The following is a 26,405-nucleotide window of genomic DNA, read 5'->3' on the forward strand; positions in this document are numbered from 1 at the left end:
CCTTGCGTAAGAAGGTCTAATTGTGCGATTGCTAAAAGCACGTTACGCCGTAAGTGAATGACCCGTGTCTTTTACAGCGCCCTTCCCGCAGGGTGTATACGGTGTCTGAGAGGTCAACCTACGTAGTTTAACGGAGGCAGTTTGGGCGTTTTGTCACTGGAATCTTTGGTTTTCAAAGGGGTTCAGATTGACTCAAACCCGCTGCATGGGTAAATAAACCCTGCTTTCCCGCCAGCTACTTTGAGAAGAGGCAATTCCGTTATGAGCAAAGCCAATCGGCCGCTGTCTCCGCATTTGCAGGTGTACCGGCTTCCGATGACGGCAATGATGTCCATCACTTTCCGTGCGATGGGTGTCGGCCTTGCCATTGGTTTCGTATTTTTGGCGTCCTGGCTGATTGGTGCCGGCGCTGGCCGTGATGCCTTTGAAGGCTATCACGCATTTTTCACCTCGTGGTTTGGTCTGCTGCTGCTGTTCGGTTGGACGGCGGCTTTTTATTACCACGCTTGCAATGGTATCCGTCACCTTGTTTGGGATACCGGTCGCGGCCTGACGAATGAGGGTGCTGCCAAAGGCAACCCGATCGTCCTTGGCGCGGCAGTCGTGCTGACCATTCTCACCTGGATCATCGGTCTGGCCTAAGGCCGGGCAAGAGGGGACAAACTTGTCATGAAGATGCAATCCGATCTGGGCCGTGTCCGCGGTCTCGGTTCTGCCAAAAGTGGCTCTTCGCACTGGTGGACCCAGCGCGTTACCGCTGCTGCAAACCTTCCGCTCGGCATCTGGTTCATTGTTTCGATTCTTGCCGGGCATACGGCAGACTATGATGCCGTGCAGGCCTGGCTGGGCTCGTACTTCCATTCGACCATGATGATCCTGATGATCGTCAGCGTTGCCGTGCACTTCACGCACGGTCTGCAGGTTGTGATCGAAGATTATGTGCATAACCGTAAAGTGGAAATGATCTCGCTGATGTTGATCAAGGCGGTGGCAGCATTCCTGTCTGTTGCTGCGATCATCTCGGTGTTGCGTATCGTTTTTGCCGGAGCCTGAGCCAATGAGTGAATCTTATAAAATTATCGACCATAACTACGATGTCGTTGTTATGGGTGCGGGTGGTGCCGGTTTGCGCGCAACACTGGGTACGGTTGAAGCCGGGCTTAAAACCGCATGTATCACCAAGGTCTTCCCGACCCGTTCGCACACCGTTGCTGCCCAGGGCGGTATCGGTGCATCGCTTGGCAACATGTCCGAGGATCACTGGCAGTGGCATATGTATGACACCGTCAAGGGGTCGGACTGGCTGGGCGATCAGGACGCGATCGAATATATGTGCCGTAACGCCGTTCCGGCGGTTCATGAACTTGAACATTACGGCATGCCGTTCTCGCGGACCGAAGATGGCAAAATCTATCAGCGTCCGTTCGGTGGTCACACCCGTGACCACGGCAAGGCGCCGGTGGAACGTGCCTGTGCGGCAGCTGACCGTACCGGTCACGCCATGCTCCATACCCTGTATCAGCAGTGCCTGAAGCACAAAGCAGAATTCTTTGTCGAATATATCGCCCTTGATCTGATCATGGATGACGATGGTTCGTGCAAAGGTCTGATGGCCTGGGATCTTGATACCGGGGAACTGCATCGCTTTAACGCCAAGATGGTCATTCTGGCATCTGGTGGATATGGCCGCGCATTCTTTAGCTGCACCTCGGCACACACCTGTACCGGTGACGGTCATGGCATGGTGGCCCGTGCGGGTCTTGGCCTGCAGGACATGGAATTTGTTCAGTTCCACCCGACCGGCATTTACGGTTCAGGTTGCCTGATCACCGAGGGTGCACGTGGTGAAGGTGGCTATCTGACCAACTCCGAGGGCGAACGTTTCATGGAACGTTACGCGCCGACCGTTAAGGACCTTGCATCGCGTGACGTTGTGTCGCGTGGTATGGCACAGGAAATCCGTGATGGTCGTGGTGTTGGCGAGCACGGCGAATACATCCACCTGCATCTTGAACATCTTGGTTCGGAAGTGCTGTGGGAACGTCTGCCGGGCATTACCGAAACCGCAAAAATCTTTGCCGGTGTTGATGCGACCAAGGAACCGATCCCGGTCCTGCCGACGGTCCATTACAACATGGGCGGCATTCCGACCAACTATAAGGGCGAGGTTCTGCGTCCGACTGCCAAAGACCCGAACGCCATTGTTCCGGGCCTGATGGCGGCAGGTGAAGCAGCTTGTGTGTCGGTCCATGGTGCGAACCGTCTGGGCACGAACTCCTTGCTTGATCTGGTTGTATTTGGCCGGGCGTGCGGCATGCATGCGGCCGAAGTGGTTGATGCCAAGGCATCGTTCAAGGAACTCAAAGCCACCGACGGCGAAGAAGCAGTTGAACGTTTCGATCGTCTGCGCTGGGCCAAGGGTTCGCGTCCGACGGCGGATATCCGTCTGGAAATGCAGCGCGTCATGCAGGGCAACTGCGGCGTGTTCCGGACCTCGGAAATCCTTAAAGAGGGCAAAGACAAACTTTCTGAAACCGCCAAGACGCTTCCCGACGTCGGTGTTTCGGATCGCTCCCTTATCTGGAACTCGGACCTGGTCGAGACTCTTGAACTTGAGAACCTCATGACCTGTGCCGCAGCAACCATGAATTCGGCAGAAGCGCGTCATGAATCGCGTGGGGCACATGCCCACGAAGATCATCCGAAGCGTGATGACGAAACCTGGATGAAGCACACAATCGCCACGGTCGACACTGAAAAGGGGTATGGCGTTGATCTGACCTATCGTCCGGTCAACAACTTCACCCTGACCGATGAAGTGTCGTATATCGAGCCGAAAGAGCGCGTCTATTAAGGCGCGGCAAGAGAGGATTTGAGAGATGGTAGAATTCAATCTTCCCGCCAATTCGGTCGTCAAAGAGGGCAAAACGTTCTCTGCGCCGGCTGACGCGAAGAATGTCCGTGCGTTCAAGATTTATCGTTTTGATCCGGATAGTGGCGATAACCCGCGAACCGACACCTATGACATCGACCTGGATAAATGCGGGCCGATGGTTCTGGACGCGCTGATCAAGATTAAAAACGAGATCGACGCGACCCTGACCTTCCGCCGTTCTTGCCGTGAAGGCATTTGCGGTTCGTGTGCGATGAACATTGATGGCCGTAACACGCTTGCGTGTCTTAAGCCGATTGATGACATCAAGGGCGAAGTCAAAATCTATCCGCTGCCGCATATGCCAGTGGTCAAGGATCTGGTGCCGGATCTGTCGCAGCCCTATGCGCAGCTTGCCTCAATCGAGCCGTGGCTTAAGGCTGACAGCCCGAACCCGCCCGATGGCGAACGCCTGCAGTCGCGTGAAGAACGTGCGAAGCTTGATGGTCTGTGGGAATGCATTCTGTGCTTCTCCTGCTCGACCGCGTGCCCGTCCTATTGGTGGAACTCCGACCGTTACCTTGGCCCGGCAGTTCTGCTGCAGGCCTATCGCTGGCTGGCAGATTCGCGTGACGAATATACCGGTGAACGTCTCGATGCACTCGAAGATCCGTTCCGCCTGTATCGTTGCCACACGATCATGAACTGCACCAACACCTGCCCGAAAGGCCTGAACCCGGCGCTTGCGATCACCGAAATCAAAAAGATGATCGCAGAACGCCGCGCCTAAGCGCATGGCAGTGTTGCCCTGATATTGGCGTTTAGCGCCAGCATGTTAAAGCCGCTGTGGATCTTTGATCCCGGCGGCTTTTTCTATTCCACTGCTCTGGAAATTATGCAACTTTGGCGTGAATCAACAGGTATGGGTGTGTCGTGAAAAAATCGTATGTCTTGTTCCCCGTTAGCGGGGCCATTTTAGGCCTGCTCGCTTGGTATTTGACTGACAAAGTGTGGCATGATGCACCGTATCATTTTGATGCACCATCGACGTTTCTACTCACATTTTCGATCGTACTGACGGTGAGCTATTGGCTGGGTAGCGGTTTACGCAGGCCAATTGTTGATGTTGTGTTTCTTTTCGTAACGGCCATTGTCGCAGCATTGCAGGTTTTTGCGTTGCAGAAACTTGTCGGTCTTGAAGACGTATCCATTATTTTTCGGGTGATGGTTTTCGCCTCAATCGTGATTTGGGTTGGAACAGCTATTGCGGCTTATCGAGTTTGGCAACCAGCTGCTGAGGGGGCAAAATGGTTGGCCGAGATGGTCCCCGAGATTTGGTCGATTAAAATCAGTTTGTTCATTGGCCAACTGGCAAGTAGCGCCATCTATCTGGTCACAATGGGATTGGCCTTTCTGCTTGAGCTGGTTGGGATTGAGCTGTTTCGCAAATGGTTAATGATGGACCGTGTCGAGCTTACCTTGATTGGTTTCTCTTTCGCGGTAGGCGTACTCGTCGCTCAGGAAAAACGAGCAATTTTGCGCCCGATACGCCACGTTGTCGCGTGGTTCTTCCGTATTCTTTATCCCTTGCAAGCAGTCGGGCTTACAGTGTTTCTTGTCGTTGCTGCTTCAGACGGTTTCAAAACCCTTCTTGATCATGACTTTAGCGTTTGGTGGGTCGTGACAGGGGCGGCTATCGGGTTGCTCTATCTGTTGTTCGGGGCCAGTCAACTCGAAAACAGCGATCAGAAGATCTATGGGAAGAAAGCCGATGTCGTGTTTCGCGCAAGCCTGTTCATTCCTCTGGCTCTGTCTGCGATTTCCGTCTACGCGATTTGGCAACCGGTTGAAATGTATGGTCTGACACCGTCACGTGTGTACGGTTTATGGATGACCTTAATGGTTTTTGCGGCTTCGTTGGTGTTGGTTCTGAGTATTCTTCTTAAAAAGGGGACTGGTACCGAGGCTGTTCGGGAGACGTTTGGGCGAATAGCGTTATGTTTTGGTGTGGGAGCATTTGTCGTTCATTTGCCGTTAATTGACCCTGTTACCATGTCGGCAAGAAGTCTGTCGGAGCGGTTGTCTGCGCAGGAGGAATTGAGCAAATCAGACCTTCAGTTTGCGGCAAGAGAGCTTGGCTTCCCGGGGGATGATATCCTCGTTCAGCAAGGCCTGTCGAAGCAAGAAATTGCCCAACTTGAAAAGCCAAGAACTCGATTGGACGAGGAACGCGAACTGGCAGAGCGGTTCAAGACATTTGACGGCATTTCGTTGTATCCGGCTTCATACGAAAATGCAGCGGAGGTGCGTAAAGAGATTTTGGAGAATCAGGAGTTCAATTCAAAAAATTGCTATCAAGAAAGGCAATGTGCCATCCTGATGACAGACCTGAATGCCGATGGCGTTGATGAAGCGATCTTTTTTCAAAGTGCGACCCAGATTGCTTTGCTGACCTTCGATCAGGCGGAAGGGAAGTGGGAGCGGGTTAATTCTAGTTTCTGGCGAAGTCCTGCAGTTGATTACGAGAAATTGCTAAGGGATATCGAGGCTGGAAACTACCGGTCTGAACCGCCAGTTTATAATGATATCATGATTGGTGACCAGCGTGTGCCCATGAACCCATACTAGCTGTTGGCAAAGTTTTATATGTAACAAGGTTTTGTCTATCAGGATGTTAACCCGGAAATTACGCAATTGGGGTATGATAGGACTGTCTTGGAACCACCTGTATGGGGAATAATAAACTTGTTTGACCGTCGGCTGTTTCACATCCAATCAATGCGTGCCGTGATGGCCGTAGGCTTGTTGCTGGGCGTTTCTGCCTGCGGAGACACCAGTTCGAACTGGGAGCCGCAGGACATGTTCGCTGCTCCGACCGAGCAGAAGCTTGATGATCGTTATCGCGCAATGATTGATTTCAAGGCTCTGGCACGTGATGACGCGGGCAAGGAATATGCCGCCGGGCCAACAGCAACGGTTATCGGTGCGGTCGAGGATGCGGTGGCGATGTGTAACCAGGCCAATGCGCAAGGCTGCAAGGCAGTGCGGGTCGGGCTGACATGGGTTGATGGGCTTGATCAGGCCGCGATTGAAAGCGTGATCACATCCTATCGCGATACAATGACGGCAGAGGCCTATCAGGCCGCCGGGCAGGGTAATATGGGGGCGGCGAACTGGCTGGCCTATCATTATGCGGTGCGCGGTGAAAACCTGCAGGAGGCCGAACGCCTTGCCAAGCAGGCCTTGCAGGTGGCCCCCGATGATCCCGGTGCGCTTGATACCTATGGGCTGATTTTATATCGCCAAGGACGTTACGCCGAAGCGGAAGAAATCTTTATCCGCGTCAACAAGGCGATGCCGACTGCCGAACATATCGCCCATTTTGCTGACAATGCGTTGGCAATGGGCAAGACCGAAATGGCGCGTGCGGCCTATCAACGGGCATTACAGGCCGGGGCCGGGCCGGTTCTGTCGCAGACCATTCAGAAGCGCCTGTTGGCGCTCGATCTGCAGGACGGGGCAAATTCCAAGTAGATGCTGACCCAACTGAGGGTCAGTTTTGAGTCGGTTCTGTTATCCAAGAATCAATGTTCTGAGCAATAGGCACGCCAGGATGAGTGTTCTCGCCTGCCCAGATTGCAAAGTCCTGTGCGATCTTCGGTAGGCCATAACCACCCGATCTCTTAACGCTAGCAATTGCTGGCCGGAACGTTCTTTTGTTTGCGTATATGAGAACCAAAGCCCAAAATGTTATCGCGAGACGAGCCTTTTCACTTGCGTTAATCTTTTCGGCCTCTTCAGCGCATAGCTCGAAAATCGCCGTGTACGCTTGCTGTTGGCCACTATGTGAGAACCACGGGACCCTCGGCAACTTTCCTTCAATTTCAGAATAAATAGAAGCAGCTTGCTCGGCAACCTGACCTTGATTATCAGGCGTGAATTCTAGCTTTTCATCCATTTTTACTATTTCCTTACAGAACCCATGGAGTTACGCCCAATCAAGGGTGATGACCGCGCCATCAACCAGTGGCAGGTCAACTTCATTCAGGTTTTCCCCCGGACCTGATCGATCGACGATCAGAAAATCGCTGTCTTCTTCAAGCACCAGAAGCGGGTGATGCCAGACGTTTTTGGCATAGGTTACCCCCTGGGTTCCATCGGTGATGAAGGCGCGCAGGTCTTCGGGTTTTGGGGTGTCGGTTCCCGATGCGACAACGATCAGGAATTTTTGCCCGGCAAGCGGGATGAAGGCCTGTGATCCCAGCGGATGACGTTCCATCATCTTGATTTCAATCGGCTTTGGTCGGGGCGTTCCGCGAAAGATGCTGATGATCGGGGCGCCGTCCTCATCCCCGACATCGACGCGCGAGATATCATGGAACCGGGTCGTGGTGCCCTGATTGATCTTGTAGGCATCACGTGCGGTGGCGGTTGAGATGACCTCGCCAAACGGGGCGAAGGCATCCGGGGTTAGATGTTCGATGGGTAGCTGCATCAATCTGCCCCGTTACTTTGTCGGCTTGCCAAGGATGCGCAGACGGCTGATGCCGCCATCGGGGATCGAATTCACCCGCAGGTGGGTGACCGGGCCATTGACGGTGAGCGCGGATGCGTCAAATTCATGAATGTGATCTGCCTGCATTTTGCTTTCGGGAAGGATGGTTGACCAGAACATCGAGCGGGCCCGAAGCGACTTGTCCTTTTCACCATCCACAAAGGCACCCTGAATGGAAACGCGGTCGGGATAGTTGCCCTTGAAGTGGCAGGTATCGACGATGATTTTTTCGATCTCTCCGGGATGGCCAAGTTCGACAAGCAGCCATTCATTGCCCGGTTCACGACGGCGGCTGGTTTCCCAGCCATCGCCCATATTGACCCCGCGCCCCGGTGACAGAATGGCATTCGGATTGCCGTAATGGGCATCTGACCAGTCAACAACCACGCCGCCATTGATCATGGCAGCCAGATCGACCTGTTCGCCCTTGGCGGCCATTTCCGTCCAGTCGCGGTTCGGGCGACCGTAAACACGCAGGCGGGCGACACCGCCATCAGGATAAATGTGCAGGCGGACATGGGTGTAAATGGCATCCGATGTCACATCGGCATAGTGATGCGCACTCGCCCCAAGGCCCATCGGGGCAACGATTTCATCCCATTTGGTGTCATCGCCGGGATCGCCGTCCGGGCAATAGCTGCCTTCAAGCGAGGCTGCGGGCGGGAAGTTGCCGGTGAAGTGGCTGGTGTCGATATCCACACCATGAATACGCCCGGATGTTGCCAGACGGACCACGCAGTAATCATGGCCTTCGACGCGTTTGCGGCGGCTTTCCCAGCCATCCATCCATTTGCCGTGATCGTCATAGCGATCAGGATAAAACACCGCATCGGCCGTTTGCAGCATACGCTGTTTGTCGGCAAAGAAATCGTCGGTGGCAAAGATGGCCTCTGCGCCCAGACGTTCATCGGCCAGATTGACAAATCGACGTGTAAATTCCGGTGCGTCGGTGTTTTCCAGATGGCTCATGGTGTTAAAATCCTGATTTTGTCGTTTATTATTCGGTGATCAATCGGGTCAGCGTGCTTTGATGCCGTGTTACAGCGCTTCGAGGCGCAATTTGGCAATGCGGTGAACCTGATTGATCGCCTCGTTGAATTCGGTTTCGGGATCGTTTTTTACGCGCCGCTCGAACGCTTCGAGGATGTCGGTGCGATGATATCCCTTGACCGCAAAGATGAACGGAAAGCCGAACTTCTGTTTATAGAGATCATTGAGCTCGGTAAAGCGGGCAAGTTCTTCGGGCGTGCATTGATCAAGCCCGGCACCCTTTTGTTCGCTTTGTGATGACTCGGTCAAATCGGCCAGTGCGAGCTTGCCCGCCAGATCAGGGTGGGCGCGCAAAAGTGAGAGTTTGTCATCATCAACCGCGCCATTGACCACAGCCGCCATGGCATCGGACAAGGCCGCAGGCGTGTCGAGATCCTTTGCGATGCCGCGCTCATAGAGCTGATGGGCGACCCAGGGGGAATGTTCATAGACCCAGCCATAGAGCGACACGAGTGCGCTTTCGGCCAAGGTGCTCGGCGGGCGAGTTTCAAACAGGGATTGAGTGGTTTCTGTCATTGGGACCTTGTGTTCTTTTTTTAATCAGCCGCCAAAGGGATGATGTTCGCGCCAGTGGCGTGCAATATCAATCCGGCGGGCAAACCAGACATTGTCATGGCTTTGGACATAATCAACAAAGCGCTTCAGCGCTGCGAACCGGCCCGGACGCCCGACCAGACGGCAATGCAGGCCGATCGACATCATGCGCGGGGTTTCAGCACCTTCGTCATAAAGCGTGTCGAAGCTGTCCTTGAGATACTGGAAATACTGTTCGCCGGAATTGAAACCCTGCATGGCGGCAAAGCGCATGTCGTTGGCATCAAGGGTGTAGGGCACGATCAGGTGCGGCGTTTCTGTCTGGGTGCTCCAGAACGGAAGTTCGTCGCTGTAATCATCGGCGTCATAAAGGAACCCACCTTCTTCTGCCACCAGACGGCGGGTATTGGGGCTGGTGCGCCCGGTGTACCAGCCAAGCGGGCGTTCGCCCGTCACATCCTTGATGATTTCAATCGCCGTGTGCAGGTGTTCGCGTTCCTGATCCTCGGCCATGTATTGGTAATCAATCCAGCGATAGCCGTGCGAGCAAATCTCGTGGCCGTCTTTCATTGCGACTTCGCCGACCCTTGGGTGGCGGGCAAGCGCCATGGCAACCGCAAAGATCGTGATTGGAATCTGGCGTTCGCGGAACAGGTTCAGGATGCGCCAGACACCGACCCGCGAACCATATTCATAGATCGACTCCATGCTCATATGGCGGACACCTTCGCGCATGTCGGCCCCAATGATTTCAGACAGGAAGGCCTCCGAGGCCTTGTCGCCATGCAGGATGCAGTTTTCACCGCCTTCTTCGTAATTCAACACGAACTGAACCGCGACACGCGCCTTGTTCGGCCAGTTGGCCTTGGGCGGGTTTTCCCCATAACCGATTAAATCGCGCGCATATGTCTGGTCGTTCATGCGAACCTTCTCCTGAATTCTGTGGGATTGATCCCGTACGCCCGGCTTTGTTGTCGAGCCTGTTTGGTGTAGCATTAACCATTGGCCGCAGTGCAGCAAGAAAGAAACCTGTGCGTTAGAGGCCTACGACGTGCCGCACTATCAAGACTGTTTTGATAATGTTCCTGGACGGGATCAGATTTGAGCCACGTTTTTCGCGGTCTATCAAGGCATTTCGCCTGCGTTTCCGTTCATAGTGCCTGAAACTGCTGTATTCGTTTTTCAAAGAATTGTTGATATAGTTTCACTTTATCGCCTCTTTCCCCCGGACGGGGTGTAATGCGACGATTTTAAATCGCTTAAAAATTGGTTCGGCACAAAACACAAACAGAATGCCGACCACGGGGAGAAGCGACCGCTCATATAAATAGAATTAAGAGAACGAGAGAGGAGGCCCGGCATGGGACGACTGACCACCCATGTACTGGATACGGCGAAAGGCTGCCCGGCTGCTGGAATCCGCATTGAGCTGCATCGCTTTGGCAATGGCCATGATGATATGGTTGCCGAGGCGGTAACCAATGCCGATGGCCGCACCGACAAGCCGATGCTTGAAGGCGCCTCGTTCAAACCGGGGCAGTATCAGCTTGTTTTCCATGCTGGTGACTATCTGGATGCCAGCGGTGCCGAGCTTCCCGATCCTAAATTCCTGGATCAGGTCGTGATCCGCTTCGGAATTTCCGACGGGCAGGCGCATTATCATGTGCCGCTGTTGCTGTCGCCGTTTGGCTATTCCACCTATCGCGGCAGCTGAGGTCAGACATGGCAAGTGCGACCGGATCCCTTCGTTCTGATATCCGTTTCCTGCTGGGAGACGAGGAACGCAGCCTGCGCGATATTGATCCGCAGATGACGGTTCTTGAATATCTGCGCCTTGATGAGCGCAAGGTCGGCACCAAGGAAGGCTGTGCCGAGGGGGATTGCGGCGCCTGCACGGTTGTTCTAGGCGAACCGGATGACAAGGGCGGCATGGCGTACCGCACGGTCAATGCCTGTATCCAGTTTGTCCCGACCCTTGATGGCAAGCAGCTTTTGACCGTCGAGCACCTTAAATCCACCGATGGCACCCTGCATCCGGTGCAGCAGGCGATGGTCGACACCCACGGTTCGCAATGCGGTTTCTGCACGCCGGGTTTTGTCATGAGCCTGTATCAGCTGTGGCTTGATGGTGGCGAGGATGACCGGGGTGCGATCAATGATGCGTTGGCCGGGAACCTGTGCCGCTGCACCGGCTATGGCCCGATTATCGAGGCTGCGCGCAAGGCAGGTGGTGTTGCCGCCAATGACAGTGCAGAGCAAAAACGCCGGGCTGATATTGCCGCCAAACTGACCGCGATGGTCGCGGATGAAGGCACGCTTGCACTTGAACATCCGGCGGGGCGTTATTTTGCGCCGCGCACGTCGGACGAACTTGCCGAACTGCTGGTAGCGCACCCGGATGCGACGGTTCTGGCCGGGGGCACGGATGTCGGGCTTTGGGTGACCAAGATGCTCAAGCGTCTTGATCCGATCATTTACATTGGCGATGTCGCCGATATCCAATCGGTTTATGAAACCGAAGATGCGCTGATTATCGGGGCGGGTGTGACCTATAGCCGGGCGCATGAGGCGCTGGGACGGGTGGCAAGTGATGTTGGCGAACTTGTGCGCCGCATCGGATCACGGCAAATCCGTAATGCCGGGACTTTGGGCGGCAATATTGCCAACGGTTCGCCGATTGGTGACACGCCGCCAGCATTGATCGCGTTGGGTGCGAAGATCGTTTTGCGCATGGGCGATGTCCGGCGTGAAGTGCCGCTCGAAGAATTCTTTATCACCTATGGCAAGCAGGACCGGGTTGCGGGCGAGTTTGTTGAAAGCGTGATTGTGCCCAAAACCAAAAATGGGCTGGTGTTCAAGGCTTATAAAATCTCCAAACGGTTTGACCAGGATATCACGGCTGTCTTGGCGGCCTTTGCGATCAAGGTCGACGATTCGGGCAAGGTTTCGGAATTCCGCGCGGCGTTTGGTGGTATGGCAGGAACGCCGATGCGGGCCAAAAAATGCGAAGCAGCTTTGATTGGCAAGGATTGGAATGAAGCCAACCTTAATGCCGCACAAGTGGCACTGGCCAACGAATTTGAGCCGATGAGCGATATGCGTGCCTCCAAGGAATATCGCATGTTGGTGGCGCAAAACCTGTTGACCAAGCTGTTTATCGAAACCAGTGCGCCCGACGTTGCCACCCGCCTTGTTGGCAAGGAGGCCGCCCATGTCTGATCAGGTTTTAAAAGCCGATAATGACGAGGTGATTGCACCGACCGCGGGCCTAAGCGGTGGGGTACGGTCAAGCTCCAAACATGATAGCGGTCCGAAACATGTGGCGGGTGAAGCTGTTTATATTGATGACATCAATGAACCGTTTGGCACGCTTCATCTGGCACCGGGTGCATCAAGCATTGCGCATGGCAAGATCACCAAACTGGACCTGTCAAAGGTGCGTTCGGCACCCGGTGTGGTGTGTGTTCTGACGGCCGATGACATCCCCAGTGTGAATGACGTTTCGCCAGCCCATACCCATGACGAGCCGGTTTTGCCCGATGGCATCGTGCAGTTTTATGGTCAGCCGGTCTTTTGTGTGGCGGCCGAAACCCGTGCGCAGGCGCGTGCGGCCGCAAAACTGGCCGAGATTGAGTATGAAGAACTGCCTGCCGTTCTGGATGTGGCCGAGGCACTTGAAAAGCAGCTTTTCGTAGCACCCCCGCATGTGATGAAGCAGGGCGATGCCAAATCGGCGCTTTCGCGTGCCAAGCATCGCCAAACTGGTCGGATGGATATTGGCGGGCAGGATCATTTCTACCTTGAAGGCCATATCAGCTTTGCCATTCCGGGCGAGGATGGCGATGTTTTGCTGCATTGCTCCACCCAGCATCCGTCCGAGGTGCAGCACAATATTGCCAATGTCCTTGGTCGTCCGGCCAATGCGGTGACGGTCGAGGTGCGCCGCATGGGCGGCGGGTTCGGCGGCAAGGAAACACAGGCCATGCAATGGGCGGCACTGGCCGCCATCGTTGCGACCAAAACAGGACGTCCGGCCAAGTTCCGGCTTGATCGGGATGACGACATGGTCATGACCGGCAAGCGTCATGATTTCATTGTTGATTACGATGTCGGCTTTGATGATGACGGGCGGATTTGCGGGCTGGATATCCAATATGCCGCCAATTGCGGTTTTTCGGCTGATTTGTCGGCGGCGATTGCCGACCGAGCGATGTTCCATACCGACAATGCCTATTACCTTGGCGATGTCGAAATCAGGTCCTATCGCTGCAAGACCAACCTTGTGTCCAACACAGCTTTCCGGGGCTTTGGCGGACCGCAAGGGATGGTCGCAATTGAGCGGATTATTGATGAAATTGCGATGACGGTTGGCCGTGATCCGTTGGATGTGCGGATTGCCAACTATTATGGCAGCAAGGACCGCAATACGACACCGTACCATATGGTGGTCGAAGATAACGTTTTGCCGGAACTGACCAACGATATCGTCAAAGCCAGCGATTATCGCAAGCGCCGCGAAGAGATCACCGCGTTTAATGCCGAAAGCCCGGTTTTGAAAAAGGGGCTGTCGCTGACCCCGGTGAAGTTCGGGATTTCCTTTACCACCACGTTCCTTAATCAGGCGGGTGCGCTGATCCATGTCTATCAGGATGGCTCGGTGCATCTGAACCATGGCGGGACGGAAATGGGGCAGGGCCTGTTTATCAAGGTCGCCCAGGTCGTGGCCGAGGAATTCCAGATCGATCTGGATCAGATCAAGATCACGCCGACCAATACCGGCAAGGTGCCCAACACATCGGCAACCGCGGCATCCAGCGGGGCGGACATGAACGGCATGGCCGCGCGCGATGCGGCGATGACCATCAAGAACCGCCTGATCGAATTTGTCGCCGAGAAATACGGTGTTGCGGAAAGTGCCGTGCGGTTTGTACCGGGCAAGGTCATTGTCGGTGACAAGGAAGAGCTCGCGTTTGCCGATCTGATCAAGCAGGCCTATCTGGCGCGTGTGTCGTTGTCCGCGACTGGCTATTACGCGACGCCGAAAATCCATTACGACCGCGAAAGCGCATCGGGACGGCCGTTCTATTACTTTGCCTATGGCATGGCGTGTTCGGAAGTTTTGATCGACACATTGACCGGGGAATACAAGGTGACACGGGTTGATATCATTCATGATGTCGGTCGGTCGTTGAACCCGGCGATTGACCTTGGCCAGATAGAAGGTGGTTTCATTCAGGGGATGGGCTGGCTGACGTCCGAGGAACTCTGGTGGGATGACAAAGGCAGTCTGCGCACCCATGCGCCGTCGACCTATAAAATCCCCGCCTGTTCGGATCGCCCGGATGATTTCCGGCTTGAGCTTTGGTCATCGGGCCGTAATGCAGAAAAAACCATTCATCGGTCCAAGGCGGTGGGGGAACCGCCCTTGATGCTGGCGATTTCAGTCCATCGTGCCATTGCCGATGCGGTGGCATCGGTTGGCGGGTACAAGGTCATTCCGAACCTTGATACGCCAGCAACGCCAGAAGCCGTTTTGCATTCTGTTGCCGATGTTGCCAAACGCATGATCGAAAATAGCCATGCGGACCAAACCCGTGCGTCCAATGCGATGGCAGGGGAATAAAACCATGTCATTGACCCTGCATGATCATATTGAACTGCTGTCAGCACCCGATCCGGTGATGCTGGTATCGGTTGCGGCGATCAAAGGGTCGACCCCGCGTGAAGTCGGGGCGTTTATGCTGATCACGCCAACCCGAACCGCAGGCACGGTTGGGGGTGGCAATCTGGAACATCAGGTGACGCGACAGGTGCGTGACGCCTTTGCAGATGGCCCGTCGGAAATTGACCGCGCAGCGGTGAAACGTTTCCCGCTGGGGCCGGGGCTTGGTCAATGTTGCGGCGGGTCGGTCGAGGTTGGGTTTCATCTGCTGACAGATGACCAAAAAGCGGAACTGTCCGGGGCGCTGACGTCCATCCTTGATCAGCCGGTGTCCGAGGCAGGCCGTTGGGTGATGCTGCCAATTGGGCCGCAAAGCCAAGGCAATTCAGCACAACTGATTGCGCAGGCCGATAGCGCGCAGGCAGCTATGCTGGCGTCAGGTTTTGGCACGGCGCGTGGCGGTATTGTGTCGCTGAATGGCGTGGAAACACTGTGTCTGCGCCTTGACGAGGCGCTGACGCCGATCTGGATTTTTGGTGCAGGTCATGTTGGTCAGGCGGTGGTTCAGGCATTGGCGCCCTTGCCGTTTGATGTGCATTTGGTCGATTCGCGTGAAGAATATCTGGGTCTGTCAGAACGTGAAAAATTCCATATTTATCAAAGTGATAAGCCTGAAGAAGAGGTCGCCGATATCCCGTCAGGGGCGCATGTTTTGATTCTGACGCATAACCATGCGCTTGATTTTGACATCTGCCGGGCGGCTTTGATGCGGGGTGATCTTGGTTTTATTGGCATGATCGGTAGCCAAACCAAGCGTGCACGCTTTGTCCGACGGCTTAAAGACCGGGGGTTGAACCCGTCCGAGATCGGGCGGTTGACCTGTCCGATTGGAATTCAAGGGATTACCGGCAAACAGCCGGTTGTTATTGCGGCATCCGTTGCCGCGCAGGTGTTGTCGGTGCGCGAAGCACAGAGGACACAAAGTCAGCCGATCAAATCCGCATCAGACGGGATTGGCTGATTATAAAACCTTCATTGAAGGTGTTTTTAGTGATAAAGGGCCGCGAAATGACGGCCCAATCAGGGGCTTCGTAAAGGAGATTTGGCAGTGTGTGACGCCAAAGGCCATATGCGCCATGCCGTGGATTTGTCGCGGCAAAAAATGGATGAGGGATGCGGTGGTCCGTTCGGGGCGATCATTGTTCGCAATGGCGAAGTGATTGCTGAAGGATGGAACAACGTCACATCCAATAACGACCCGACCGCCCATGCAGAGGTCAGCGCCATTCGTGCGGCCTGTGAAAAGCTTGGGACGTTTAATCTGTCGGGGTGTGAAATCTACACCAGTTGCGAACCCTGCCCGATGTGCCTTTCGGCGATCTATTGGGCCCGTCTGGACAAGATTTATTATGCCAATGGCCGCGATGATGCTGCTGCCATCGGTTTTGATGATCAGTTCCTGTATGATGAGGTGGCAAAGCCGATTGATGATCGTTCCTTGCCAATTGTTCATGTCGATTTGCCCGAAGCACGCGAAGTATTCGCCGCTTGGGATGCCAAAAGTGACAAGATCGCATATTGAGACCGTTTGATTGCAGCGCGTTCTGCGGTAAAACCGCGAGAGCGTTACAAATCAGATCGCTAAATGGGGGTGGCAACAGTGACGTCAACGACCGGTGATGCCGGGACAGAAGCGATAAAGGGGGCGGGGCCTGCGCAGCTTGAGGTGCGCGGTGTGACCAAGGCCTTTCCGGGCTGTCTGGCCAACGACGATATCAGTTTCCGTATTGAGCCTGGTGAAATCCATGCGCTGCTTGGCGAAAATGGTGCGGGCAAAAGTACGCTTGTGAAAATCATCTATGGTGTGTTGCAGGCCGATCAGGGCGAACTGATCTGGGAAGGTGCACCGGTGACGATCCAAAGCCCGCATGATGCGCGCGAAATGGGGATCGGTCTGGTGTTCCAGCATTTCTCGCTGTTTGAAACCATGACGGTTCTGGAAAACATTGCACTTGCGATGAATGACGTGCGCGACATGGATGCGCTGCGCAAGCAGGTCGAAGAGGTTGAAAAAACCTATGGCCTGCCGCTTGATCCGGATCGCCATGTTTACACCCTGTCGGTGGGTGAACGCCAACGCATCGAAATCGTGCGCTGCCTGCTGCAAAACCCCAAACTGCTGATCCTTGATGAGCCGACCTCGGTTTTAACACCGCAGGAAGTTGAAAAGCTGTTTGAAACGCTGCGGCGTCTGGCCGATGAAGGCTGTGCGATCCTGTATATCAGCCACAAGCTTCACGAAGTAAAAGCCCTGTGCCAAAAAGCAACCGTGCTGCGCGGTGGCAAGGTTGTTGGTGGCTGTGACCCACGCGAAGAAACTGCGAAGTCCATGGCCGAAATGATGATCGGCCAGAAACTGACCGCCCCGGATCGGGGGGAGTCGCGCACGTTTGGTGATGTGCGACTGGATGTTTCGAACCTGTCGCTTTTGAGTGACGAGCAGTTTGGCACACACCTTAAGGACATCAATCTTGAGGTCCGAGGCGGTGAAATCATGGGTGTTGCCGGGGTTGCAGGCAACGGTCAGAACGAATTGTTCCGTGCCCTTGCCGGGGAAACCGAACAGGAAGCCGCCCCCGATACCATCAAGATCGATGGCAAGTCGGTGGCGCATTTCGGCCCGCGCCGTCGTCGTCGTTTGGGGGCGACATTCGTTCCCGAAGAACGCAATGGTCACGGGGCGGTGCCCGATATGAGCCTGTCGGAAAACGGGTTTTTGACCGCTTTTCGGCGCATGGCGCTGTCGGCCAAGGGCCTGATCCGCGAAATGCCGACCAAATCCTTTGCCGATAACATCATCAAGACATTTGACGTCCGAACCACGGGGACGGGGGCCGAGGCCGGATCGCTTTCGGGCGGGAACCTTCAGAAATTTATCGTTGGGCGTGAAATCCTTCAGGACCCGGGAGTTCTGGTGATTTCCCAACCGACCTGGGGGGTTGATGCCGGTGCGGCGAGTGCCATTCATCAGGCGTTGCTGGATCTGGCGGCCAAGGGCACGGCGGTTCTGGTGATTTCACAGGACTTGGACGAGATTTTTGCCATCTGTGATTCTGTTGTCGTGATGGCAGAGGGCAAAATGTCCAAGCCGCGTCCGATGGCCGATGTCAGCATTGAAGAAATTGGTCTGTTGATGGGGGGGCTTCATGATCTTGAAGGTGACGTGACCCCGGCGAACAACCTGGAAGTTGAAGGAGGTCGCGTTGGTCAGGCTTGAACCCCGTCGCCAGCATTCCCAGTCGATGGTTTATCTGTCGCCGGTTCTGGCAATCCTTATGACGCTTGTTGTCGGCGGGATCATTTTTGCCTTTATGGGCAAGAACCCGCTTGATGCGCTTTATACGTTCTTCATTCTGCCGATCAATAACAGCTATGGCCTGTCCGAGCTGTTTGTGAAGGCAACCCCGCTTGTCATTATTGCAGTCGGTCTTGCCATGGGGTTCCGGGCCAATGTCTGGAACATCGGGGCCGAAGGCCAGTTGACCATGGGGGCGATTTTCGGCGGGGGGCTTGCGCTGTATTTCTATGACAGCGAAAGCGTGTTTTTGCTGCCGGCCATGTTTGTGCTGGGCGCGCTGGGGGGCGCGTTCTGGGGCGCAATTCCCGCATTGCTGCGCACACGGTTCAATGCCAATGAAATTCTGACCAGCCTGATGCTGACCTATGTTGCAACGCTGTTCCTGAGCTTCCTTGTGCATGGTCCGTGGCGTAACCCGGAAGGATTTAACTTCCCGGAATCACGTCCGTTCCCGGATGCGGGCCTGCTGCCGGTGATTTATGATGGCACGCGTGTTCATCTTGGTACTGCCGTTGCGGTTCTGGTGGTGATTGCCGGTTGGTTGTTGCTGTCAAAATCAGTGATCGGTTTCCAGTTGCGTGTGGTTGGCAAGGCCCCGCAGGCGGCCCGCCACGTTGGTTTCCGTCAAAAACGCATGATCTGGTTTACCCTGCTGCTAAGTGGTGGTCTTGCCGGTCTTGCCGGATTGTTCGAGGTGGCCGGTCCGATTGGTCAGCTACAGCCATCCATTTCACCGGGCTATGGCTTTACCGCGATTATTGTTGCCTTTTTGGGCCGTTTGCATCCGGTGGGGATTTTGTTTGGTGGTCTGATCATGGCGCTGACCTATCTGGGGGGTGAATTGGCCCAGATTACGCTGGGGCTGCCCAATGCGGTGACCGGGCTGTTTCAGGGGATCTTGCTGTTCTTCCTGCTGGCCTGTGACGTTTTGACCAAATACCGTGTTCGTTTCGGTTCAATCGCGGCAAAAGGGAGAACCGCATAATGGAATGGATCGTTCCTTTCTTTCTGACGGTTATTACCGCATCGACCCCGCTTTTGCTTGCTGCAACCGGGGAACTGGTGACCGAGAAATCGGGCGTGTTGAACCTTGGTGTTGAAGGCATGATGCTGGTGGGGGCGATTGCAGGATTTGCCGTGACCGCATCAAGCGGATCGGCCGGACTTGGCATTATCGCAGCTGTGATTGCCGGGACCCTGATGTCGCTGATCTTTGCCTTTTTGACCCTGACACTGATGGCCAATCAGGTGGCGACGGGGCTTGCACTGACCATTTTCGGGGTCGGGTTCTCGGCCCTTGTCGGGTCTGGCTTTGTTGGTTTTGCCATTGATCCGCTGCCGGGACTTTCGATTCCGGGGATCAGTGCCATTCCCATCATTGGCCCGATCCTGTTTGGGCAGGATTTTCTGGTGTATCTTTCGATCGTCGCTGTGATCGGGGTGGGTTGGTTTCTGGCCCGTTCACGGGCGGGGCTTGTGCTTAAGGCGGTTGGGGATTCCCATCATTCGGCCCATGCGATTGGCTATTCCGTGATCAAGATCCGTTATCTTGCGACCATGTTTGGCGGGGCGATGGCGGGCCTTGGTGGTGCGTATCTTTCGTTGTCCTATACGCCGATGTGGGCGGAAAACATGACCGCTGGTCGTGGCTGGATCGCGCTTGCGCTGGTGGTGTTTGCCACGTGGCGTCCGGGGCGTTTGGTGGCGGGTGCCTATATGTTTGGCCTGATTTCTGTCATGCAGTTGCATGCGCAGGGGGCGGGCATTCATGTGCCAAGTCAGTTCATGTCGATGCTGCCGTATCTGGCGACGGTGATTGTTCTGGTGATTATTTCCAGTGACCGTGCGAAAATCAGATTGAATGCGCCGGCCTGTATCGGGCAGGCGTTCAGGGCCGCCCAATAGGGTTGGCGGCCTTGCATGTGGGACCGGAACACACCCAATGATGTTCCGGCCCATCGGGAGGAAGACTGTGCTTGCCAAACCTCACACAAGCCGGGCGATGACTTTGACGGGCCGGTTTGTCTGAGTTTTGGTGTGCGCAGGAACGCGTCATTGATTGCGATCAGGAATTACGTAATAAATCCTGATTGAGTGTCTAACAGGGAGACTAACACTATGAATGCAAGCTTCGTGAAGCGCACACTTGCCGCAGTCGCGGCTGTGGGTGCCCTCGCAACCGGCATGGGTGCCGCCCAGGCCGAAGACGTTAAAGTCGGTTTCGTCTATGTCGGCCCGATTGGTGACCACGGCTGGTCCTATCGTCATGACATCGGCCGTCAGGCGATTGAAGCCGAACTCGGTGATTCGGCGACCACCAGTTTCGTTGAAAGCGTACCTGAGGGTGCCGATGCGGAGCGCGTGATTCGTCAGCTGGCCCAGACTGGCCATAACCTGATCTTCACCACCTCTTACGGCTACATGAATCCTACGGTCAAGGTTGCCAAACAGTTCCCGAACGTGAAGTTCGAACATGCAACTGGGCATAAGCGCGAAGACAACGTCTCGACCTACGCTGCCCGTTTCTATGAAGGTCGTTATGTTGCTGGTGTGATCGCCGGTAAAATGACCAAGTCGAACGTTGTTGGCTATGTCGGTTCCTTCCCGATTCCGGAAGTTGTTCGTGGCATCAACTCCTTCATGATGGGTGCATGGTCGGTTAACCCGGACGTCGAAGTCAAAATCGTTTGGGCCAACACCTGGTATGATCCGGGCAAGGAAGGCGACGCGGCCAAGGCCCTGATTGACCAGGGTGCAGACATCATGGTTCAGCACACCGACAGCCCGGCACCGCTTCAGGTTGCTGAAAACCGCGGTGTTCTTGGTTTCGGTCAGGCTTCTGACATGATCAAGTTCGCGCCGAAAGCACAGTTGACCGCGATCATTGATAACTGGGACAGCTACTATGTCGCGCGTGCCAAGGCTGTTGTTGATGGTACCTGGGAGTCGCAGGACACCTGGGGTGGCATCAATACCGGTATGGTCGAAATGGCACCGTACACCAACATGCCAGACGACGTGAAAGCACTGGCAGCAGAAACCGCTGCCAAGATTTCTTCGGGTGAATTCCACCCGTTCACCGGCCCGATCTATGACCAGGCTGGCGAACTGCGCGTAGCAGAAGGCGAAGTTGCTGATGACGGCATGCTTCTGGGAATGAATTGGTACGTCCAGGGCATTGATGCTGAACTGCCGAAATAAGTCAGCTTTCCGGTCCGGTCGGATCGGCTTGTGACACAGCCCCGCGCATTAACCTGCGCGGGGCTTTTTTTTGATTTCGACGACACGATTGACCAGTGCGCAACTTGGTTTGAATAGCCAAGGGGTCAAGAAGGCAATGACACCTAATTCGTAACCAAATACATATGCAAACAGTTGAAGGAACGGTCGTGAGTCCGGGTGGTCAAGTACAGTGACTTTTGTAAAGAAAAGCGACAACAGGATACCAGCAAATGCCGCGCCACGATCCGGAATCCTGATATAAGCGTATTTACGATCCAATGTACGCAGTATTGTTTCTCGGAGGTTCTGTGTTCGGGCTGTCGCCATACCTTTTCCAACGGACAATCGTGCGTCACGTACACTAGGAACCTGCATCGTCGCGATAAAGTGGGTGAATGTGATTCCAATATTGTAAGCTGCCAGAAGCAGATGAAGGCACCACCCAGTATCCCCCATAAAGCGAACTCCCATGGAAAAGTCGATTAGGGCAAAAACTATCGACGTTCCAAGTCCGGCGCCCATGCAGAATCTCAGGGACCTCAGACTCAACTTCACAGAGGTCCCTTTCCATCTCTTTCTTTTCGATGAAGGCTATTTGGCTTGGGGGCAGGTTCTTGTTTGTATGCCACCATCTCGACCTTGGGATGGCGCAGCGCATAGAGGGCCGCTCGCCAGCCACGCAGCTTGACCTTATGTTCGCGGGCTTTGCCAGCCCAGCGTTCGCGAAACAGGTCCATGTCATCACGCCGGGCGAAATAGATCACCATATCGACAAACGGAGCGGACTGATCGGAGCGTGGCAGTTCGATGTTGCGAATGCCCATGGTCCATAGGGTGCTGCGCACATTTTGATCGAGCCAATCCAATACCGGCTGGGCAGCATGTTTTTCGTGAATAACCACGCGATATGGAAACTTCTGCAAGTCTTGCATTGTCGGCCCTTCCTTTGGATGTATGTATCCTGTCGCATGAGCGTATTCACATTCAAGGACGTTTGTCGCGGTTTAACCGACTCTACCGATGCGAGAGTCTAAATGATCAAGTCGTGTGCGCAAACGGCCAACAGGGCAGGAAGTATCGCGGGTGGTGTCTCATCTGCGTTCAGATGTTTCAGTATTTTCTTAGAATTCTTCTTAAGTAAATCGGCATTATTTCACGGCGAAGCGCATGTAAAATTTACATTTTTTCTTCGCAGGACTTTTGTTACATGATAGTTGAGTTCTTTAATCGGCCGGCATGGTGTTACTGCACGGCAGGAACAGAATAAACGGGGTATCAAGGTGAGTGAAAAGCGTTCAGGCATCCAGCCGTCGGGCAAAGAGCGGCTCTTCAAGCCAGAGGAGCTGATCGTCAGCAAGACCGACCTCAAGGGTCGTATTACCTATGCCAATGAGGTGTTCCTGCGTCTTTCGGATTATTCGGAAAAGGAAGTGCTTGGTCAGCCACATTCGATGATCCGCCATCCTGATATGCCGCGGTGTGTTTTCAAATTGCTGTGGGATCATATTTCGGCGGGCAAAGAGATTTTTGCCTATGTGATCAATATGGGCAAAAACGGCGACCATTATTGGGTCTATGCGCATGTAACGCCGACCTTTGATGCCCAGCACAATGTCATTGGATATCATTCCAATCGTCGCGTGGCCGATCCGGAAATTCTAAAAAACAAGATCATTCCTCTCTATGCGGAACTCCGCGAGATCGAGGAAAGCACACAAAATCGCAAGGACGGGATGCAGGCCGCATCTGACGCCCTTGCCAGAAAGCTCTCCGATGCCGGTGTGGCATACGACAAATTCATCCAGGGCCTGTAAGGGTTCTGGTCCCAAATCGAAGGTTCGAGGTTCGCAATGGCGCTATTTGGTGGGTCCAAGTCAGGTATCAAGAAGGCACTCGATGTGGTTCTGGCCGCAGCCGAGGGGGATTACGAAGCCCGCATTACCAATGTCGACAGTCACCCGCATATGCGTGAGCTGTATATCGCGATCAACCGGCTGATTGATCGCAACGATGCGTTCCTGCGCGAAAGTGCTGCGTCAATGGGGGCCGTTTCGGAAAACCGTTATTACCGCCGCATTGTGGAAACCGGACTGGTTGGGGAATATCTGTCCTCGGCCAAGCGGATCAATGCTGCAACGGCGTCGATCGAGCAAAAGCTTTCAGGGTTTGCCGACATCCTTGATGAATTCAAAAGCGGATCGTTCGAGGCGGTTGATGAAATCGCCAATGCGGCCTCTGCACTTGCCGATGCATCGGGCGAGGCCAACACCATCGCCCATGAAACCAGTTCGCGTTCAACCAATGTTGCCGCAGCCGCCCGTCAGACGGCCAGCAACGTGTCGGAGGTTTCAGCAGCGTCTGAGGAACTGAACCAGTCGATCCGTGCCGTATCCGATCAGGCGCGTGAGTCGGTTGAAATTGCCAATCGCGCCAACGGGCTTGCCCAGGAAACCGATGGCCGTATTGGGCAGCTTGAAGCCGCAGCTGGCGAGATTGTCGAAGTGGTCAGCTTCATTCGCGATATTGCCGCCCAGACCAATCTTCTGGCGCTGAACGCGACGATCGAGGCCGCGCGCGCAGGCGAAGCAGGCAAAGGCTTTGCTGTGGTTGCCAACGAGGTCAAAGGCCTTGCCAATCAGACCAGCAAGGCGACCGAAAGCATCGAAGAAAAAGTTCAGGACATCCAGACAGCGATTGAACAATCAGTTGGCTCAATCCGCGAGATTGCCGGTGTGATTGATGATCTTGCCGCACGTTCGGACACGATTTCGGGCAATGTTGAAACCCAGGCCAGCCTGTCATCAAACATCACCCAGAACGTCGAACAGGCATCCAACGGTGCGCAGGAAGTGACCGATAACATCACCGTGGTTTCCGACATGGCCGGACGCACTGGCGACGCGGCCGACACCACACGTGACATGGCCGGACGACTGGCCGATCAGTCCGAAAACCTGCGCAATCAGTTGGGCGGGTTCCTCGATACCATTGAGAAGCTGCTTTATACTGCCAAGAAATAGTCGCTTTCTCGGTGCAACCATGTGGGCAGGGCGCTATGATCGTGCCCTGCCTTTGTTTTGAAACCGGGGAACGGTGCCATGCGTGTTTTCTTTAATTCCCGTCACGATGCCCATGATGGCGCGGGGGAAATCCATCACGGAAAAATGGTGCCGTGCTTCGAAAATGCGCGCCGCATTCCGATCATTCGCGATGCAGTGGCCCATGCGGTCAAGGCCCAACTGGTGGATCCCGCCGATCATGGTATGGAGCCGATCCGGGCGATCCATGATCCGGACTATTTGGATTTCATCGAAAATGCCTGGGCGCATTGGACCAAGGCGGGCAATACCGGGGATGCTTTCCCCTATGTCTGGCCGACGGCCGGTTTTTCCGGTGGCAAGCCTGAACATATCAGCGCCCGCTTGGGACAGTTTGCCATTTCATCAGACACGCCGATCACGCAAGGCACATGGAAAGCGGCCTATTGGGGGGCGCAGACCGTTGCCTCGGCTGCGGACGCCACATGGAATGATGGCGAAGCATCCTTTGCGCTGACCCGGCCACCGGGACATCATGCCCATGCCAACAGATATGGTGGATATTGCTTCCTGAATAATTCCGCCATTGCTGCCCAGCAGATGATTGCCAAGGGGGCCAAAAAGGTCGCGATTTTTGATATCGACTACCACCATGGCAATGGTACGCAGGATATTTTCTATGAACGTGGCGATGTTCTGACCATTTCGATCCATGCCGATCCGACCCACCAGTTCCCGTTTTTCATGGGTTATGCCAATGAAACCGGACGCAATGACGGGCAGGGTGCGAACCTGAATATTCCGCTGCCCGGCGGCAGTGATTTCGGGGCGTGGGGGCAGGGCTTTGCCAAGGCAATGCAGAAACTCGTGACATGGCAGCCCGATGCGCTGGTGGTGGCCCTGGGTGTTGATGCCCATGAGGCGGAACCGATCTGTGATTTCAAACTCCAGACCGATGATTTTAACCGTATTGGGCAGATGATTGGCCGACTGGGCCTTAAGACCGTGTTCGTCATGGAAGGCGGTTATGCCCATGACGTGATCGGCCATAACGTGGCCGCGGTTCTTTCGGGATATCTCGAACAGGCGAAAAGCTGATCAAATCAATGCTTTAAAACCAAACGCCCCGTGCAGCTTGCCGGGGCGTTTGGTTTTTTGTATCGGGTTAAACGTTTAGCGTTTAGCGTTCCCACGGCGGCGTGCCGCCAAATTCGGATACCAGAAAATCAACAAAGGCGCGCACACGGGTCGGCAAATACCGGTTTTCCGGATAGAGCGTATAGACCGCATGTGAGGGCAGTTGATAATCGGGTAAGACGACATTGAGTCTGCCATCGCGAAGATACTCGCCAATTTCCCAGTTTGATTTCAGTGCAATGCCGTGCCCGTCAAGGCACCAGCGCGTCAGGACTTCGCTGTTATCAGAATCCATGGACCCGGCAACTGCCAATGTCACCGGTGCATCATCGTCGGAACCTTGCAATGTCCATTGATATTGCTGGGATCCGGGGAAGCGCAGCAGCAGGCAATTGTGGTTTAACAGGTCGGCTGGAACCTTTGGCGTGCCGTGCTTTTCCAGATAGGCCGGACTTGCGACCAGCATGCGCTTGTTTGCGGCGAGCTTTCGGACAATCAGCGAGCTTTCCTTAAGCTCGGCAATGCGGATGGCAAGATCGACCTTGTCTTGCAAAAGGTCAAACAAGCGATCAGACAGATGCAGCCGGACTTGCACATCGGGGTTCTGTTCGACGAATTTCGGGATGATCGGAGCGACGTATTTGTTGCCGAATGCCACCGGGCAGGTCAGAGTGACCGGACCGCGTGTGGTGTTTTTCTGATTGGCAATCGCGTTTTCGGCTTCTTGCATTTCCGATAAAATGCGCAGGCAATGGCGATAGTAAACGTCACCTTCGGTGGTCAGATTGACCCGGCGCGTGGTGCGGTTGAGTAAACGCACACCCAGGCGTTCTTCAAGGCGCGCGATCCGGTTTGACACAACGGCTGCGGAATGGCGCAGTTCACGCCCGGCAGCAGACAGATTGCCAAGTTCGGCAACACGGACAAAAATCTGGATGTCCTCAAAGTCGGACATGGCGCGGGAAGCTCCTGAACTA

The 26,405-nt window shown here is 54.8% G+C and carries 26 protein-coding genes; 18 read left to right on the plus strand and 8 right to left on the minus strand.

The features are described 5' to 3' along the window. Window positions 1-261 precede the first annotated feature (261 nt). The 6 genes from sdhC to JF44_RS0119435 all read left to right on the plus strand — a co-directional run bounded on the left by sdhC (window position 262) and on the right by JF44_RS0119435 (window position 6,406). A complete protein-coding gene (sdhC, locus tag JF44_RS0119410) occupies window positions 262-642 on the plus strand; it encodes a succinate dehydrogenase, cytochrome b556 subunit (protein WP_033070523.1) in 381 nt (126 codons plus the stop codon). A gap of 27 nt (window positions 643-669) precedes the next feature. Then, window positions 670-1,053 (plus strand): succinate dehydrogenase, hydrophobic membrane anchor protein, encoded by a 384-nt coding sequence (gene sdhD, locus JF44_RS0119415; protein WP_033070524.1) that lies wholly within the window; start codon window positions 670-672, stop codon window positions 1,051-1,053. Window positions 1,054-1,057: 4 nt separating this feature from the next. Next, entirely contained in the window at window positions 1,058-2,854 is a 1,797-nt protein-coding gene (gene sdhA / locus JF44_RS0119420; protein WP_033070525.1) for a succinate dehydrogenase flavoprotein subunit, read from the plus strand. A 25-nt stretch (window positions 2,855-2,879) separates the two neighbouring features. Further along, window positions 2,880-3,662, plus strand: coding sequence for a succinate dehydrogenase iron-sulfur subunit (locus tag JF44_RS0119425; protein ID WP_033070526.1), 783 nt, complete (start codon window positions 2,880-2,882; stop codon window positions 3,660-3,662). A gap of 143 nt (window positions 3,663-3,805) precedes the next feature. Next, on the plus strand, window positions 3,806-5,500 hold the full coding sequence (locus JF44_RS0119430) for a DUF4153 domain-containing protein (protein WP_033070527.1): 1,695 nt from the start codon (window positions 3,806-3,808) through the stop codon (window positions 5,498-5,500). A gap of 117 nt (window positions 5,501-5,617) precedes the next feature. Continuing rightward, the gene (locus tag JF44_RS0119435; RefSeq protein WP_238318516.1) at window positions 5,618-6,406 is read left to right on the plus strand and encodes a tetratricopeptide repeat protein; all 789 of its coding nucleotides are present in this window, start codon (window positions 5,618-5,620) and stop codon (window positions 6,404-6,406) included. A gap of 19 nt (window positions 6,407-6,425) precedes the next feature. Here JF44_RS0119435 and JF44_RS0119440 read toward each other — a convergent pair whose 3' ends face one another. From JF44_RS0119440 to puuE, 5 genes are all read right to left on the minus strand, one after another. Then, the gene (locus tag JF44_RS0119440; protein ID WP_033070529.1) at window positions 6,426-6,830 is read right to left on the minus strand and encodes a hypothetical protein; all 405 of its coding nucleotides are present in this window, start codon (window positions 6,828-6,830) and stop codon (window positions 6,426-6,428) included. Window positions 6,831-6,860: 30 nt separating this feature from the next. Next, a complete protein-coding gene (locus JF44_RS0119445) occupies window positions 6,861-7,367 on the minus strand; it encodes an ureidoglycolate lyase (RefSeq protein ID WP_033070530.1) in 507 nt (168 codons plus the stop codon). A gap of 12 nt (window positions 7,368-7,379) precedes the next feature. Continuing rightward, window positions 7,380-8,396, minus strand: a complete 1,017-nt coding sequence (alc, locus tag JF44_RS0119450) for an allantoicase (protein ID WP_033070531.1) — start codon at window positions 8,394-8,396, stop codon at window positions 7,380-7,382. Between the two features lie 69 nt (window positions 8,397-8,465). Further along, on the minus strand, window positions 8,466-8,993 hold the full coding sequence (gene uraD, locus JF44_RS0119455) for a 2-oxo-4-hydroxy-4-carboxy-5-ureidoimidazoline decarboxylase (RefSeq protein WP_033070532.1): 528 nt from the start codon (window positions 8,991-8,993) through the stop codon (window positions 8,466-8,468). Between the two features lie 24 nt (window positions 8,994-9,017). Beyond that, window positions 9,018-9,932 carry an allantoinase PuuE gene (puuE, locus tag JF44_RS0119460; protein WP_033070533.1) on the minus strand — a complete coding sequence of 305 codons (915 nt, stop codon included), beginning with the start codon at window positions 9,930-9,932 and terminating at the stop codon, window positions 9,018-9,020. 439 nt (window positions 9,933-10,371) lie between these two features. Between puuE and uraH the strand changes: the two genes are divergently transcribed. From uraH to JF44_RS0119505, 9 genes are all read left to right on the plus strand, one after another. Next, window positions 10,372-10,725, plus strand: a complete 354-nt coding sequence (gene uraH, locus JF44_RS0119465; RefSeq protein ID WP_033070534.1) for a hydroxyisourate hydrolase — start codon at window positions 10,372-10,374, stop codon at window positions 10,723-10,725. An 8-nt stretch (window positions 10,726-10,733) separates the two neighbouring features. Continuing rightward, on the plus strand, window positions 10,734-12,230 hold the full coding sequence (gene xdhA / locus JF44_RS0119470; protein WP_033070535.1) for a xanthine dehydrogenase small subunit: 1,497 nt from the start codon (window positions 10,734-10,736) through the stop codon (window positions 12,228-12,230). After that, complete coding sequence (xdhB, locus tag JF44_RS0119475) at window positions 12,223-14,634, plus strand: xanthine dehydrogenase molybdopterin binding subunit (RefSeq protein ID WP_033070536.1); 2,412 nt, start codon at window positions 12,223-12,225, stop codon at window positions 14,632-14,634. The genes xdhA and xdhB overlap by 8 nt, the downstream gene beginning before the upstream one ends. Window positions 14,635-14,638: 4 nt before the next feature. Beyond that, a complete protein-coding gene (gene xdhC, locus JF44_RS0119480; RefSeq protein WP_033070740.1) occupies window positions 14,639-15,694 on the plus strand; it encodes a xanthine dehydrogenase accessory protein XdhC in 1,056 nt (351 codons plus the stop codon). Window positions 15,695-15,781: 87 nt separating this feature from the next. After that, the gene (locus JF44_RS0119485) at window positions 15,782-16,255 is read left to right on the plus strand and encodes a nucleoside deaminase (protein ID WP_202901538.1); all 474 of its coding nucleotides are present in this window, start codon (window positions 15,782-15,784) and stop codon (window positions 16,253-16,255) included. Between the two features lie 63 nt (window positions 16,256-16,318). Continuing rightward, the gene (locus JF44_RS0119490) at window positions 16,319-17,950 is read left to right on the plus strand and encodes an ABC transporter ATP-binding protein (RefSeq protein WP_052066057.1); all 1,632 of its coding nucleotides are present in this window, start codon (window positions 16,319-16,321) and stop codon (window positions 17,948-17,950) included. Then, the gene (locus JF44_RS0119495; RefSeq protein ID WP_156111726.1) at window positions 17,937-19,016 is read left to right on the plus strand and encodes an ABC transporter permease; all 1,080 of its coding nucleotides are present in this window, start codon (window positions 17,937-17,939) and stop codon (window positions 19,014-19,016) included. Before JF44_RS0119490 ends, JF44_RS0119495 begins: the two co-directional genes overlap by 14 nt. Then, window positions 19,016-19,936, plus strand: coding sequence for an ABC transporter permease (locus JF44_RS0119500; protein ID WP_052066059.1), 921 nt, complete (start codon window positions 19,016-19,018; stop codon window positions 19,934-19,936). The genes JF44_RS0119495 and JF44_RS0119500 overlap by 1 nt, the downstream gene beginning before the upstream one ends. Before the next feature lie 213 nt (window positions 19,937-20,149). Continuing rightward, the gene (locus JF44_RS0119505; RefSeq protein ID WP_238318517.1) at window positions 20,150-21,232 is read left to right on the plus strand and encodes a BMP family ABC transporter substrate-binding protein; all 1,083 of its coding nucleotides are present in this window, start codon (window positions 20,150-20,152) and stop codon (window positions 21,230-21,232) included. Window positions 21,233-21,280: 48 nt separating this feature from the next. Here JF44_RS0119505 and JF44_RS0119510 read toward each other — a convergent pair whose 3' ends face one another. Together JF44_RS0119510 and JF44_RS0119515 are read right to left on the minus strand one after the other, a co-directional pair. After that, complete coding sequence (locus JF44_RS0119510; protein WP_033070539.1) at window positions 21,281-21,775, minus strand: hypothetical protein; 495 nt, start codon at window positions 21,773-21,775, stop codon at window positions 21,281-21,283. Window positions 21,776-21,804: 29 nt separating this feature from the next. Beyond that, the gene (locus JF44_RS0119515; RefSeq protein ID WP_052066060.1) at window positions 21,805-22,185 is read right to left on the minus strand and encodes a hypothetical protein; all 381 of its coding nucleotides are present in this window, start codon (window positions 22,183-22,185) and stop codon (window positions 21,805-21,807) included. A gap of 348 nt (window positions 22,186-22,533) precedes the next feature. Between JF44_RS0119515 and JF44_RS0119520 the strand changes: the two genes are divergently transcribed. From JF44_RS0119520 to JF44_RS0119530, 3 genes are all read left to right on the plus strand, one after another. Next, window positions 22,534-23,067 carry a PAS domain-containing protein gene (locus JF44_RS0119520; protein ID WP_033070745.1) on the plus strand — a complete coding sequence of 178 codons (534 nt, stop codon included), beginning with the start codon at window positions 22,534-22,536 and terminating at the stop codon, window positions 23,065-23,067. A 36-nt stretch (window positions 23,068-23,103) separates the two neighbouring features. Beyond that, entirely contained in the window at window positions 23,104-24,273 is a 1,170-nt protein-coding gene (locus tag JF44_RS0119525; protein ID WP_033070540.1) for a methyl-accepting chemotaxis protein, read from the plus strand. 78 nt (window positions 24,274-24,351) lie between these two features. Continuing rightward, complete coding sequence (locus JF44_RS0119530) at window positions 24,352-25,389, plus strand: histone deacetylase family protein (protein ID WP_033070541.1); 1,038 nt, start codon at window positions 24,352-24,354, stop codon at window positions 25,387-25,389. Window positions 25,390-25,471: 82 nt separating this feature from the next. Here the strand turns inward: JF44_RS0119530 and JF44_RS0119535 are convergent, their stop codons facing one another. Continuing rightward, window positions 25,472-26,383: a LysR family transcriptional regulator gene (locus tag JF44_RS0119535; protein ID WP_033070542.1), complete on the minus strand. Its 912-nt coding sequence runs from the start codon at window positions 26,381-26,383 to the stop codon at window positions 25,472-25,474. Window positions 26,384-26,405 lie beyond the last annotated feature (22 nt).

The organism is Thalassospira australica (assembly GCF_000763295.1).
Classification (GTDB): domain Bacteria; phylum Pseudomonadota; class Alphaproteobacteria; order Rhodospirillales; family Thalassospiraceae; genus Thalassospira; species Thalassospira australica.

Bases quoted from the DNA above. Each gene is read 5' to 3' on its own strand.
- sdhC (WP_033070523.1), top strand. From the start codon at position 262: ATGAGCAAAGCCAATCGGCCGCTGTCTCCGCATTTGCAGGTGTACCGG.
- sdhD (WP_033070524.1), top strand. From the start codon at position 670: ATGAAGATGCAATCCGATCTGGGCCGTGTCCGCGGTCTCGGTTCTGCC.
- sdhA (WP_033070525.1), top strand. From the start codon at position 1,058: ATGAGTGAATCTTATAAAATTATCGACCATAACTACGATGTCGTTGTT.
- JF44_RS0119425 (WP_033070526.1), top strand. From the start codon at position 2,880: ATGGTAGAATTCAATCTTCCCGCCAATTCGGTCGTCAAAGAGGGCAAA.
- JF44_RS0119440 (WP_033070529.1), bottom strand. From the start codon at position 6,830: ATGGATGAAAAGCTAGAATTCACGCCTGATAATCAAGGTCAGGTTGCC.
- JF44_RS0119445 (WP_033070530.1), bottom strand. From the start codon at position 7,367: ATGCAGCTACCCATCGAACATCTAACCCCGGATGCCTTCGCCCCGTTT.
- alc (WP_033070531.1), bottom strand. From the start codon at position 8,396: ATGAGCCATCTGGAAAACACCGACGCACCGGAATTTACACGTCGATTT.
- uraD (WP_033070532.1), bottom strand. From the start codon at position 8,993: ATGACAGAAACCACTCAATCCCTGTTTGAAACTCGCCCGCCGAGCACC.
- puuE (WP_033070533.1), bottom strand. From the start codon at position 9,932: ATGAACGACCAGACATATGCGCGCGATTTAATCGGTTATGGGGAAAAC.
- uraH (WP_033070534.1), top strand. From the start codon at position 10,372: ATGGGACGACTGACCACCCATGTACTGGATACGGCGAAAGGCTGCCCG.
- xdhA (WP_033070535.1), top strand. From the start codon at position 10,734: ATGGCAAGTGCGACCGGATCCCTTCGTTCTGATATCCGTTTCCTGCTG.
- xdhB (WP_033070536.1), top strand. From the start codon at position 12,223: ATGTCTGATCAGGTTTTAAAAGCCGATAATGACGAGGTGATTGCACCG.
- xdhC (WP_033070740.1), top strand. From the start codon at position 14,639: ATGTCATTGACCCTGCATGATCATATTGAACTGCTGTCAGCACCCGAT.
- JF44_RS0119490 (WP_052066057.1), top strand. From the start codon at position 16,319: ATGGGGGTGGCAACAGTGACGTCAACGACCGGTGATGCCGGGACAGAA.
- JF44_RS0119500 (WP_052066059.1), top strand. From the start codon at position 19,016: ATGGAATGGATCGTTCCTTTCTTTCTGACGGTTATTACCGCATCGACC.
- JF44_RS0119505 (WP_238318517.1), top strand. From the start codon at position 20,150: ATGAATGCAAGCTTCGTGAAGCGCACACTTGCCGCAGTCGCGGCTGTG.
- JF44_RS0119510 (WP_033070539.1), bottom strand. From the start codon at position 21,775: ATGGGCGCCGGACTTGGAACGTCGATAGTTTTTGCCCTAATCGACTTT.
- JF44_RS0119515 (WP_052066060.1), bottom strand. From the start codon at position 22,185: ATGCAAGACTTGCAGAAGTTTCCATATCGCGTGGTTATTCACGAAAAA.
- JF44_RS0119525 (WP_033070540.1), top strand. From the start codon at position 23,104: ATGGCGCTATTTGGTGGGTCCAAGTCAGGTATCAAGAAGGCACTCGAT.
- JF44_RS0119530 (WP_033070541.1), top strand. From the start codon at position 24,352: ATGCGTGTTTTCTTTAATTCCCGTCACGATGCCCATGATGGCGCGGGG.
- JF44_RS0119535 (WP_033070542.1), bottom strand. From the start codon at position 26,383: ATGTCCGACTTTGAGGACATCCAGATTTTTGTCCGTGTTGCCGAACTT.